The sequence below is a fragment of the uncultured Brevundimonas sp. genome (genome assembly GCF_947305955.1).
Lineage (GTDB): Bacteria > Pseudomonadota > Alphaproteobacteria > Caulobacterales > Caulobacteraceae > Brevundimonas.
Genome location: NZ_CAMZFB010000006.1, coordinates 13,500 through 25,089, shown reverse-complemented (window position 1 = coordinate 25,089; position 11,590 = coordinate 13,500). Strand labels below are relative to the sequence as shown.

The window sequence follows — 11,590 nt, the reverse complement described above, 5'->3', positions numbered from 1 at the left end:
CTTGGGGGCATTTCACGGGATCAGGTCATGCTTCAATCGCTTCCGACCACCACCGTCGCCCCGCAAGCCGCCGCCGACCGCCTCGAGGCCGTGGCCCGTAAGACCGCCGTCGCCCCGCTCCAGAACGTCCAGACCGGCTCGGTCGAAGCCGCCGCCGCCCGCACCCAGCTGGCCGCCAGCCTCGCCGTCACCCGCACCGCCGACGCCATGCTCGGCACCCTCCTCGACACCAAGGCCTGAGGGCTAAAGAATAAGTGCGCGGTGTCGAGCGCGGAAAGCTGATCTCCCCTAATCGGCTGTTGGATAGCAAGCGGGTCAAAGCGTTAGTGCGCTTTGACCCGAATAGTGCGCCCGCAGAACCACACCCATCCCGAAGACGAAGTTAGCGCCGTTCTGCCCAAATCAGGCACTCAAAGCCCCAATAGCGCCAGGTCCCATCTTTAAGAACGCCGTCACGGGTCGACAACTCATCATTTCCTAGACCAACAAGCCAGTGGATCGGCGGTTGATAACGAGATGCGGCGTAGATGATGCTCAACCCGTTCTGAGACAAAATTGAAACTACTTTGCCGAAATCCGGAGGCTCGCCAACGTGGGTGGCATCATCATAATAGTTTAGAGTGCCTGCGCGGCTAGGGAAATTCACACTCTCCGCACATGGAAATGAAATATAGATTTTACCGCCGACTCTCAATGCTTTAGCCATGGCATCAACAACACCGTATCGATCTTCACAGTGTTCGATATTATGCCATGACATTACTGCATCCATACTGTCGGCATATTTATAGATCTCTGACCTAAACCTCTCAGATGTAGATAGGATATATTCATCCGAAGGATTGTCAGGGTCTTGATTGTAGTCAGCAACATCAAGACCAACATAATAACAGGATGGAAGTATATTCTTGGTTAAGCGAGGAGATCCATTTCCACACCCTACATCCAGGATACGCGCCTCCGGTGATAACGACTCAAGAAAAGCTTCTCTACCCCATTCAGGATAGTGCCCTCCCTCGGGGATCATGGAAAATAGCTTATGGGCCATATCCAGACAGATTTGCGATTTTTCTTCCACGGATTCCACACCTATATATAATGTCTATTTCACGACAAAGCACGAGAACTTGTACTAGCGAGTAACTAAGAAATTTATAAATATTATTTCTTTCTCTCTGCTACAATAATACTCTCAAACCCCCAATAACACCAAATGCCTTCCTTTAGGTCGCCATCCTTGGCGGACTGCTCTTCATTTCCCAGGCCTAAAATCCAATGAATAGGCGGCTGAAATCGAGAAGAAGCAAAAACGATACTTAATCCACTCTCAACCAATATCGAAATGACTTTACCGAAGTCCGGAGGATCTCCAACGTGGGATCCATCATCAAAATAGTTCAAAGTTCCCACGCGATTAGGGAATGACACACTATCTGCGCATGGAAACGACAGGTAAGCCTTCCCCCCCACGTTAAGCGACTTTGCCATAGCCTCGACCACACCATATCGATCATCACAATGCTCAATATTATGGGTCGATATCACTGCATCTACACTGTCCGCATATTTATATATCGTTGAAACAAATTTTTCTGATGAAGAAATTACATACTCGTCCGCAGGATTATCATCGCCCTGATTATAATCCCCGACATCCAGACCAATGTAGTAGCAGGATGGAACTATATCTTTGGTAAAACGTGGAGAATTATTTCCACATCCTACGTCCAATATACGAGCATTATTTTGAAGCGATCTTAAAAATGAATCCTTACTCCACTCCGGATAAGGACACCCTTCCGGCATCATAGAAACAATAGAATTAGCAATACTATAACAGATCTTTGATTTATCTTCCATGATCGCCAATTACTCTTTCTAAGGCTTGATCGATCTCCTGTAGCAAAAATCGATCCTGAGAGATTTCCACGCTACACAAATCACTGTTACCCATTCAAGTCCGTACTTCGCCTGCGTTAACCTGGCACGAACCGAGGTTAACGGTGCGACGTGGTATCCGCACCGCCGACACCATGCTCGGCACCCTGCTCGACACCAAGGCCTGAACGACGCGCTTGTCAGACCCTCGCCGGTCGCATTACAAAGTTCCATCTTTGTTCTTGCGACCGGAGCGTGGGATGACCCTTGCCTATGTGACCATCGGCGTGAACGACGTCGCTGCCGTCCTCCCCTTCTATGATGCCATCATGCCGCATATCGGCGGCAAGCTTTATCTCGACTACGCCCCCAATGCCGTCAGCTATGATCTGCCCGGCGGCGGCAAGGTGTGGGTGTGCAAGCCGTTCAACGGTGAGGCCGCCGCCCCCGGCAACGGCCAGATGACAGGTTTCCTGTGCGCCTCGCAGGACGATGTCCGCAAAGCCTATGAAGCGGCGCTCGCCAATGGCGGCACCAGCGAGGGCGAGCCCGGCCCGCGCCCCCACTATGGCCCGCACTTTTTCGGCGGCTATGTGCGCGATCCCGAAGGCAACAAGATGAGCTTCGTCCACTTCGGCGGCTGATGCGTCAGACGCGCGTCACGCAACTTTGAATCGCAAAAACTTGACCGCACAACATTATACGCGCCTTCTCGGCTCCTGATCATCACAAGGATATCCGAGATGGCGCGTATGATTTTCGTCAACCTGCCGTCCACCGACCTTGGCAGGACCGAGAGCTTCTATGCCGCCCTCGGCTGGCGCAAAAATCCGGCGTTCAGCGACGATACCGCGCTGTGCATGGTCTGGTCGGACACCATCTACGCCATGCTGCTGACGCACGAGAAATGGCGCACCTTCACCTCACGCGTCATTCCCGACGCCCACGCCTCGGCACAGGTCATGTGCGCCCTCAACCTCGATGACCGCGCCGAAGTGGACAGGCTAACCGACGCCGCCCCTACGGCAGGCGGCACAGCCGATCCCAATCCCGAACAGGACCTCGGCTTCATGTACAGCCGCAGCGTCGCCGACCCCGACGGCCACATCTGGGAACTGTTCTGGATGGACCCCGCCGCCGTTCCTCCGCAGGACCAGCCATGACCCGCCTCAGCGTCAGCCGCCACATCGCCGCTCCGCCCGAGACCGTCTGGACGGCCTTTATCGACCACGCGAGCGAATGGTTCACGCCGCGACCGTGGACGACGCCCGTTGTCGATTACGACCTGCGCCCCGGCGGCCGCGCCGACATCGTTATGCAATCCCCCGACGGCGAGCAACACAGCTACAAGGGTGTGGTCCTCGAGGTCCAAACCGCGCGCCTGCTCGTCACCACCGGAGCCATGACCGAGGGCTGGGAACCACAGGCCGACGACATGGCCTTCGTCCGCTTCGACCGTTTCGAGCCGGACGGCGACGGCACCCGCTACACCGCCGAAGCCCTCCATTGGAACGAAGCCGCCGCCAGCAAGCACCGCGACATGGGCTTTGAACAGGGCTGGGGCATGGCCGCCGCCCAACTGGCCGAAGTCGCCGAACGCCTCAACGCCAAGGCAAAGGCAAAGGGCTGATGGCCCGCGATCTCGTCACCGTTATCTGGTTCGACCACGGCCAAGCCGGAAAGGCCGCCGAATTCTACATATCACTGGGTCTGCCCGACAGCCGTATCACGCGCATCGTCAATGCACCCGGCGACAATCCCTCGACCGCGGCGGGCGAGGAACTGGTCGTCGACTTCACCCTGATGGGGCGGCATTTCAGCGGCCTCAACGGCGGCCCGATCTTTCCCCAGACCGAGGCCGTGTCCTTCATGATCGCCACCGAAGATCAGGCTGAAACGGATCGCCTCTGGCACGCCATCGTCGGCAATGGCGGTGCGGAGAGCGCCTGCGGCTGGTGCAAGGATCGCTGGGGCGTCAACTGGCAGATCACCCCGCAACGATTGCTAGACCTCTTGAGTGACCCGGTACCCGCCCGCGCCAGCGCGGCCTTCGCGGCCATGCAGACCATGGGCAAGATCGACATTGCGACCTTGGAAGCCGCCGTATCCAGCCTCTAACCGAAGGAAGATCATGACCTACCTCAGCATCATGGCCGCCCCCGTGAAAACCACGGACAAGGACCGCTATCTGGCCCACGCCCGCGCCACATGGCCGGCCTTCCAACGCCACGGCGCTATCGCCATGAGCGAGAACTGGGGCGTCGACATTCCCGATGGAAAGCTCACCAGCTTCCCCCTGTCGGTCAAGCTGGAGGCGGACGAGGCCATCGTCATCGGCTGGATCGTCTGGCCGGACAAGGCCACCTGCGACGCCGCATGGGAAAAGCTGGAGCAGGAACCGGAGATGGCCAATATGGACATGCCTTTCGACGGCAGGCGCATGATCTTTGGCGGGTTCGAGACCATCCTCGAACATTAAAAAAGGCGGCTCCGAATGGGGCCGCCCTTTTCAATCCTATGCCTCGGCCTGTCCCAGCAGGATCTGGCGCATGTGCGCGACATCCCTGAACAGATAGGTCGGATGGTGGCTCTCCAGAGCCTCCGGCAGGGTATAGCCCCACGACACGGCCCCACAGCGCATGTTGATCGGCTTGGCCGCTTCGATGTCGCGGATTTCATCGCCGACGCTAACCGCGTCCTTGGCGTCCACGCCCATCTGCTTCAGGACCTTTTTGAACTTGTTGGTCTTGCCGTGCAGCGAGGCACCGCAGTTCAGCAGATCAACCTCGATCCCCTCGCGATCCAGCACCCGACGCACAGACTCCGTGGTGTCCGAGCTGACGATCGCCACCTTGATCCCCGCCGCACGCAGGTCGCGCATCAGTTCGGTGATGCCGTCAAAAAGCTGGGTCGTCGCGGCCGCCTTCAGCTTTTCGCGGCGCGTATGGCGCACGATGGCCGGAAGCTTCCAGGGACGGACCTTCATACGGGTCATGACCTGACGCGCCGACAGCCCGCGCATGGCCTCGACCTCTTCCGGATGCGGTTTATACAGCCGGAATTTGGCGATCGCATCGTCCAGGATCGACAGGAACCACCCATAGGTGTCTGCCAGCGTCCCGTCGAAATCGAAGATGACCAGTTTAGGCGTCGTCATTCTCGTCCTTGATCAGGGCAGAAGTAGAAAAAGGGCGGTGCTCCCCACACCGCCCCTTGCCGTGATCCGGCTTAGCTGTCGAGGAAGGAACGCAGCTTACGCGACCGCGACGGGTGCTTCAGCTTGCGAAGAGCCTTCGCTTCGATCTGACGAATACGTTCGCGGGTCACCGAGAACTGCTGGCCGACTTCTTCCAGCGTGTGGTCGGTGTTCATACCGATGCCGAAGCGCATACGCAGAACACGTTCCTCACGCGGGGTCAGCGAGGCCAGAACACGCGTGGTGGTTTCACGCAGGTTCGACTGGATGGCCGCATCGATCGGCAGGACAGCGTTCTTGTCCTCGATGAAATCGCCGAGGTGCGAATCTTCCTCGTCACCGATCGGAGTTTCCAGCGAGATCGGCTCCTTGGCGATCTTCAGAACCTTGCGGACCTTCTCCAGCGGCATGGCCAGACGTTCGGCCAGCTCTTCCGGCGTCGCTTCGCGGCCGATTTCATGCAGCATCTGGCGCTGGGTCCGGACGATCTTGTTGATCGTCTCGATCATGTGCACCGGAATACGGATGGTACGGGCCTGGTCGGCGATGGAGCGGGTGATAGCCTGACGGATCCACCACGTCGCATAGGTCGAGAATTTGTAGCCGCGGCGGTATTCGAACTTGTCGACGGCCTTCATCAGACCGATGTTGCCTTCCTGGATCAGGTCCAGGAACTGCAGGCCACGGTTGGTGTATTTCTTGGCGATGGAGATCACGAGGCGCAGGTTGGCCTCGACCATTTCCTTCTTGGCCTGACGGGCCTCGCGCTCGCCCTTCTGCACCATCTGCACGATGCGGCGATAGTCGTCGATCGGCAGACCGGCTTCGGTGGCGATGGCGGCGATTTCGCCACGGATCTTGGCGATCTGGTTGGCTTCGTTCTCGCTGAACTTGGTCCAGCGCCCGCCCATTTCCTTGATCTTCTCGGCCCAGTTCGGGTCCAGCTCCGAACCGTATTAGGCCTTGTGGAATTCAGGGCGCGAAATGCCATAGGTGTCGGCCAGACGCAGCAGGCGACCTTCCAGACCGATCAGACGCTTGTTGATGGCGTAGAGCTGCTCGACCAGCGACTCGATACGCGCATTGTTCAGCTTCATCGTCTTCAGACGGTCCGAAATGGCCGTCGTCAGGGTCTCGTAAGCCTTCTGGTCCTTGGCAGCCAGTTCCTCGCCCTTCAGGCGGGTTTCGACCAGCTTGTCCTGCAGCTTGCGGAAGCCACCGAAGTCGGCAGCAATCGCGTCCAGAACTTCCATGACGCCGTCACGCAGCTCGGCTTCCATGGCCGAGATCGACAGGCCGGCGCCGTCGTCGAAATCGTCGTCATCCTCGTCGCCCTCGCCTTCCGGCTTTTCTTCGGGCTCTTCGGACGGATCGGGCTGGTTGTGCGGCAGCGACGACGGGTTCAGCACGCCATAGGTGGCGTCCAGATCGATCACATCGCGCAGCAGGATGCGGTTGTTGGCCAGTTCCTCGCGCCACACCATGATGGCTTCAAAGGTCAGGGCGCTTTCGCACAGCCCCGAGATCATGGCGTCGCGACCGGCTTCGATCCGCTTGGCGATGGCGATTTCGCCCTCGCGGCTCAGCAGTTCGACCGACCCCATTTCGCGCAGATACATACGCACCGGGTCATCGGTACGGTCATAGGCCGACTTGGCAGGGGTCTCGGCAACAGCCGTTTCGGCGGCGTTGGCGACCTCGGTGCCCTGAACGTCAGCGGCATCCTCTTCGGCTTCAACGACGTTGACGCCCATCTCCGACAGCATGGCCAGAGTGTCTTCAATCGCATCGCCGCTGACTTCTTCCGACGGCAGAACCTTGTTCAGTTCTTCCATCGTGACATAGCCACGCGCCTTGGCCTGTTTGATGAACTTCTTGACGCCGGCATCGGTCAGATCAAGCAGCGGACCATCCGATTGGGCCTCTGTGTCCTGCGTCTCGTTCTGCGCGCTCATTCAGTCTCTCTCCAACACCGTCAGGCGGCGGCTCCGGCCCACCTGCGGCGAAAATGCAACTCACCGGAATTCTTCTATCTAAGAAGAGGTCGGTGGGGTCCAAATCGTTCCAGTCTTGATGGCTCGGCGCAGTGCGTCACGCTCGGCCTTCACCAGTGCGAAAGCCGATGCATCGAAAGCCTTGTGGGCTTCCGATTTTGCAGATGCCAACGCTTCGTCCAGAGCCGCTGCGCGGATCAGGACGTCAAACGCCTGCGACCAAAGGGTCCTCGCCTCGCCGAGGGGCTTGTCTGCAGCCAGGAATGGCGCGCCGGACTTCGCCGCCGCCTTCTCGACCTCGTGCATCAAGACGTCATGACCCGATGATGCCAGATGGCGGCGCAGGGCCGCAGAGTCAAGGCTCCGGCCCGAGAAACGTAACCGCACCAACTCTTTTGCCAGATCCATCAGGGCCGGATCGCCAAAACCGTAACGGGCGATGGCCTCCATATGGTCGTCCAGACGCTCCGGATCATCGATCACGCCATGGACCAGCGCCGCCGCCACCGGCTCGATGGCGCGGGACAGGGCCTGCATGGCCCGCTGGCCTTCCACGGTCTGGCCCTGAACCGCTTGCGGCCCCCATTTGCGCCGCTCGCCATAACCGCCGCTCGCGCCTTGCGGTCGCGCATTCTGCTGGCGCGGGAACAAGGCATCGAAACGGTCAAACAGGTCGCGGCGATACTGCTCGGCAAGGTCCTTGTCCTGCACCGCGCCCGCCGCCGCCCGCAGACGGCCCTTCAGGCCCGCCTTGCGTTCGGGTGTATCCAGCGGCTCGGCCTCGACCTCGCGCTGGAACAGCACTTCGGAAAAGGCCTTGGTCTGCGCCACCATCTGACGCAGCGCAGGCGCGCCCTTGTCACGCAACACATCATCAGGGTCCTGCCCGCCTTCCAGCAAGGCAAAGCGGAACGACCGCCCCGGCTTCAACAGCGGCAGCGCCCGCTCGATGGCGCGATACGCAGCCCTCAATCCCGCCGCATCCCCATCGAAACACAGCACCGGCTCGCTGGAGACGCGCCACAGACGCTCCATCTGCTCTTCCGTCAGCGCCGTACCCATCGGGGCCACCGCCGGAAGCCCCGCCCGCTGACAGGCGATCACATCCATATAGCCTTCGACGACGATGATCCCCTGCTCGCCCTTCTTCTCGGCACCCAGAATGCGCCGCGCCTCGGGCAGGCCATACAGCGTCGCGCCCTTGTGGAAGAGCGGGCTTTCTGGACCGTTCAGATATTTGGCGCGGTCATCGGGGTTCATCGCCCGACCGCCGAACGACACGATCCGCCCGCGCGCATCGTGGATCGGGAACATCAGACGGTCGCGGAAACGGTCATAGGGTTGGCCGCCACCCTCGGGCGCGATCAAAAGCCCCGCCTCGACCAGTTCGCCCGGCTTGGCCCCGCGCTGGATCAGGGCGTTCTTCAGCCCCTCGCGGTCATTGGGCGCATAACCCAGACCGAATCGCTCCCACTGGTCCTCGGGCAGGCCGCGCTTTTCCAGATATTCGCGGGTCGCCGTCCCCACCTGCCGCCGCAGATTGGCCGCAAACCATTTCTGCGCCCACTCCATCCAGTCGGACAGGCCCTGACGCTTCTCCTCGCGCTCCTTGGCCATCGGGTCCTCGGCGGGCAGCTGCATCCCCGCCTCCGCTGCCAGACGCGACACCGCCTCGACAAAGCTCAGACGCTCCGTCTCCTGCAGGAAGCTGATGATGTCGCCATGCTTGCCCGACGAGAAGTCGTGGAAGAAACCCTTGTCGTCATTGACGAAAAAGCTGGGCGACTTCTCCTTAGCAAAGGGGCTGAGGCCCACATATTCGCGGCCCTGACGTTTCAGTTTCACCGTCCGGCCGATCACATCGGACGGCCGCAAGCGCGCCTTCAGCTCTTCGATGAAACGTTCGTCAAACCGCACGTTATGCCCCGGAAACTCAAGCCCTTACCTTACGGGCAAAGGGCCGAATTTGCGACCATAAATCCGGTCTATGGCCTGTGCATATCTGTTAAGCTTTTGGTAAGCCTTGCGGCAGCTTTGCGATAACAACTGCCTGATTCCGAACGATATTATTCGGTACACAGACTTATCCACAACTGTTGTGGAAAGTTATCGAGTGCAAATTATGCCCTTCACCATCGCCTCCCCTGCGGTGGTACCGGTCGGCCCCGATGCCGTCGCCGTTCCCGGTTCCCCCGCTATCGCCAACCTGACGCCGCGCGCCCTTCACGCCCGTCTGCTGGCCAATGCGGCCCTGCGTCGCCAGCGCGGCCTGCAACGTCGCGAAGAGCACCGGATGGACGACGCCGCCTACTGGATCAACGCCGCCTTCAGCGCCGTGACCAAGGCCGCAGAGACACGCCGCGTCGCCGCCACCCTGCCCTAGGGCGCGGTTTGGCCGACTAAGGTTCGTATAAGGCGCGAATTTAGGCTAAGGGTCTGGAAAGTCTCACCTAGGGCGGCCGGCCCGATCTCACAGCATGGCCGCTCCAGAGCCGCTATCCGGAGCACACCTTGGCCCGTCCATCGCGCAAGAACCAGCCCGCCGACACCCCCACCGCGCGCGACATCCTGCTGGACACCACCAGCACCCTGATGACCGAGACACGGTCTATCGAGGTGTCGCTGTCGGACATCGCCGCGCGTTCCGGGCTGAATTCGGCGCTGGTGAAATACTATTTCGGCTCCAAGAACGGCCTGCTGGTCGAACTGCTGCGCCGCGTCCTCGGCCCGCGCATGGCCGAGCTGGAACCGCTGGCCCAGTCCGATCTGCACCCCACCGAAAAGCTGCGCATCCACATCAACGGTGTGGTGAACACCTATTTCAAATACCCCTATGTGAACCGCCTGATGCACTATCTGCTGACCGATGCCGGTCAGGAGTTTGGCAAGCTGATCGCCGAGGAGTTCGCGCGCCCTCTGGTCGATGCCCAGACCGCCATTCTGGCCGAGGGTCACAACGCCGGCGTGTTCCGCCAGACCGACCCGCTACTGTTCTATTTCCACCTGATCGGGGCGTGCGATTTCATCTTTTTCGGAAAAGCCACGCTTAATCACGTTTTCGGTGTAACCGAGATCGACCAGGACCTGAAACGTCGCTATGTCGAGCACCTTTATCTCACTGTGACTCAAGGTCTTACGCCCGAATGATCGCTCCTATTTTCATGGCCGCCGTACTGGCCAGCACTCCCGAACAAGCCGTGCGGGACGCTGTTCAAGACCTACGTCGCGTCCTGAACCCCGTCGCTGTCGAAACAGAAAGAAGGCCGCGCAGTGCAATCTGCGCGGCCTTTTTCGTATCCGAATGCGGTCCTTAAATCCCGCGCGAGATGACTTCCTTCATCACCTCATTGGTGCCGCCAAAGATGCGGGTCACGCGGCTGTCGCGCCACAGACGGGCAATGGGGAACTCGTTCATATAGCCCGCCCCGCCATGCACCTGCAGGGCACGGTCGCACATCTCCCATTGCAGATCGGTGTGGAACAGCTTGGCCGCCGAGGCCTCCACCGGCGTCAGCTCATGCGCCACATGGCGTTGCAGACACCAATCAAGATGCGCCCAGCCCACCTGCACCTTGGCCGCCATCTCCGCCAGATTGTGGCGCATGGTCTGCATGGCAAAGATCGGCTTACCAAACGCCTGACGCTCCTTGGCGTATTCCAGCGCCAGATCCAGCGCCTTCTGCGATGCCGCCTGCGCCGAGACCGCGATCGACAGCCGCTCCTGCGACAGCTGACCCATCAGATAATAGAAGCCATGGCCTTCCTGCCCCAGCAAGGCATCGGCACCCACACGCACATCGTTAAAGAACAGCTCCGACGTATCGCCACCATGCAGGCCGATCTTGTCGAGGTTGCGCCCGCGCGCAAACCCTTGCGCCGATGACTCCACCAGCAACAGGCTGATCCCCTTGGCTCCCTCGTCGGGATTGGTCTTGGCCACCACGATGATCAGGTCGGCCGTCTGGCCATTGGTGATGTAGGTCTTGGAGCCATTGATCACATAGCCGTCGCCGTCCTTGCGGGCGGTCGTGCGCACGCCCTGCAGGTCCGACCCTGCCCCCGGCTCGGTCATGGCGATGGCGGTAATCAACTCACCCGTCACCATGCGCGGCAGGTATTTCTGCTTCTGCTCCTCGGAACCATAGTTCAGCAGATAATCAACGATGATGTCCGACTGCAGGGTAAAGCCCGCCGGCACCATGGCATAGGCCATTTCCTCGGCCACCACGGCATTGAACCGGAAATCCAGACCCAGACCGCCGTACTCCTCCGGCACCGTCGGGCACAGCAGACCCGCCTCGCCCGCCTTCAGCCAGAACGCCTGCTCGACCAGCCCCTCCTCTTCCCAACGGTCCAGATGCGGCTTGGCCTCGGTTTCAAAGAATTTGCGCACGCTCTCGCGGAACATCTGGTGCTGTTCATCAAAGGCGGTACGGCGGCTGGTATCCAACATAGGCGATCCCCTCAAACCCTCTTGGCGTTTATTATTTATCTGATTAAATAACTACGGTAGGCCGCGCAA

General features: G+C 59.9%; 13 protein-coding genes and 1 pseudogene. 8 read left to right on the top strand and 6 right to left on the bottom strand.

Annotation, left to right across the window (positions count from 1 at the left end; translation table 11 throughout):
- Nucleotides 1–27 precede the first annotated feature (27 nt).
- Nucleotides 28–240 (top strand): flagellar hook protein FlgE, encoded by a 213-nt coding sequence (locus tag Q0Y42_RS02835; RefSeq protein ID WP_297799952.1) that lies wholly within the window; start codon nt 28–30, stop codon nt 238–240.
- Nucleotides 241–382: 142 nt separating this feature from the next.
- Here Q0Y42_RS02835 and Q0Y42_RS02830 read toward each other — a convergent pair whose 3' ends face one another.
- Nucleotides 383–1,078, bottom strand: a complete 696-nt coding sequence (locus tag Q0Y42_RS02830; RefSeq protein WP_297799949.1) for a methyltransferase domain-containing protein — start codon at nt 1,076–1,078, stop codon at nt 383–385.
- Nucleotides 1,079–1,161: 83 nt separating this feature from the next.
- Nucleotides 1,162–1,860, bottom strand: coding sequence for a methyltransferase domain-containing protein (locus tag Q0Y42_RS02825; protein WP_297799948.1), 699 nt, complete (start codon nt 1,858–1,860; stop codon nt 1,162–1,164).
- A gap of 278 nt (nt 1,861–2,138) precedes the next feature.
- Between Q0Y42_RS02825 and Q0Y42_RS02820 the strand changes: the two genes are divergently transcribed.
- The 5 genes from Q0Y42_RS02820 (at nt 2,139) to Q0Y42_RS02800 (ending at nt 4,357) form a co-directional block, all read left to right on the top strand.
- Nucleotides 2,139–2,522 carry a VOC family protein gene (locus Q0Y42_RS02820; protein WP_297799946.1) on the top strand — a complete coding sequence of 128 codons (384 nt, stop codon included), beginning with the start codon at nt 2,139–2,141 and terminating at the stop codon, nt 2,520–2,522.
- A 99-nt stretch (nt 2,523–2,621) separates the two neighbouring features.
- Nucleotides 2,622–3,041, top strand: coding sequence for a lactoylglutathione lyase (locus Q0Y42_RS02815; protein ID WP_297799944.1), 420 nt, complete (start codon nt 2,622–2,624; stop codon nt 3,039–3,041).
- Entirely contained in the window at nt 3,038–3,508 is a 471-nt protein-coding gene (locus Q0Y42_RS02810) for an SRPBCC domain-containing protein (protein WP_297799942.1), read from the top strand. The genes Q0Y42_RS02815 and Q0Y42_RS02810 overlap by 4 nt, the downstream gene beginning before the upstream one ends.
- On the top strand, nt 3,508–3,996 hold the full coding sequence (locus Q0Y42_RS02805; protein WP_297799939.1) for a VOC family protein: 489 nt from the start codon (nt 3,508–3,510) through the stop codon (nt 3,994–3,996). The genes Q0Y42_RS02810 and Q0Y42_RS02805 overlap by 1 nt, the downstream gene beginning before the upstream one ends.
- Nucleotides 3,997–4,009: 13 nt before the next feature.
- Entirely contained in the window at nt 4,010–4,357 is a 348-nt protein-coding gene (locus Q0Y42_RS02800; protein WP_297799937.1) for a DUF1428 domain-containing protein, read from the top strand.
- A 36-nt stretch (nt 4,358–4,393) separates the two neighbouring features.
- Here the strand turns inward: Q0Y42_RS02800 and Q0Y42_RS02795 are convergent, their stop codons facing one another.
- The 3 genes and pseudogenes from Q0Y42_RS02795 to dnaG all read right to left on the bottom strand — a co-directional run bounded on the left by Q0Y42_RS02795 (nt 4,394) and on the right by dnaG (nt 8,985).
- Nucleotides 4,394–5,035, bottom strand: coding sequence for an HAD-IA family hydrolase (locus Q0Y42_RS02795; RefSeq protein ID WP_297799935.1), 642 nt, complete (start codon nt 5,033–5,035; stop codon nt 4,394–4,396).
- A 71-nt stretch (nt 5,036–5,106) separates the two neighbouring features.
- Nucleotides 5,107–7,029, bottom strand: a pseudogene (gene rpoD, locus Q0Y42_RS02790) (RNA polymerase sigma factor RpoD).
- Between the two features lie 78 nt (nt 7,030–7,107).
- Nucleotides 7,108–8,985 (bottom strand): DNA primase, encoded by a 1,878-nt coding sequence (gene dnaG / locus Q0Y42_RS02785; RefSeq protein ID WP_297799933.1) that lies wholly within the window; start codon nt 8,983–8,985, stop codon nt 7,108–7,110.
- Nucleotides 8,986–9,190: 205 nt separating this feature from the next.
- On the opposite strand from dnaG, the gene Q0Y42_RS02780 reads away from it, so the two are divergent.
- Together Q0Y42_RS02780 and Q0Y42_RS02775 are read left to right on the top strand one after the other, a co-directional pair.
- Nucleotides 9,191–9,451 carry a hypothetical protein gene (locus Q0Y42_RS02780; RefSeq protein WP_297799931.1) on the top strand — a complete coding sequence of 87 codons (261 nt, stop codon included), beginning with the start codon at nt 9,191–9,193 and terminating at the stop codon, nt 9,449–9,451.
- Between the two features lie 128 nt (nt 9,452–9,579).
- A complete protein-coding gene (locus Q0Y42_RS02775; RefSeq protein WP_297799929.1) occupies nt 9,580–10,215 on the top strand; it encodes a TetR family transcriptional regulator in 636 nt (211 codons plus the stop codon).
- A gap of 163 nt (nt 10,216–10,378) precedes the next feature.
- Here Q0Y42_RS02775 and Q0Y42_RS02770 read toward each other — a convergent pair whose 3' ends face one another.
- Nucleotides 10,379–11,521, bottom strand: a complete 1,143-nt coding sequence (locus tag Q0Y42_RS02770; RefSeq protein ID WP_297799926.1) for an acyl-CoA dehydrogenase family protein — start codon at nt 11,519–11,521, stop codon at nt 10,379–10,381.
- Nucleotides 11,522–11,590: the final 69 nt, after the last annotated feature.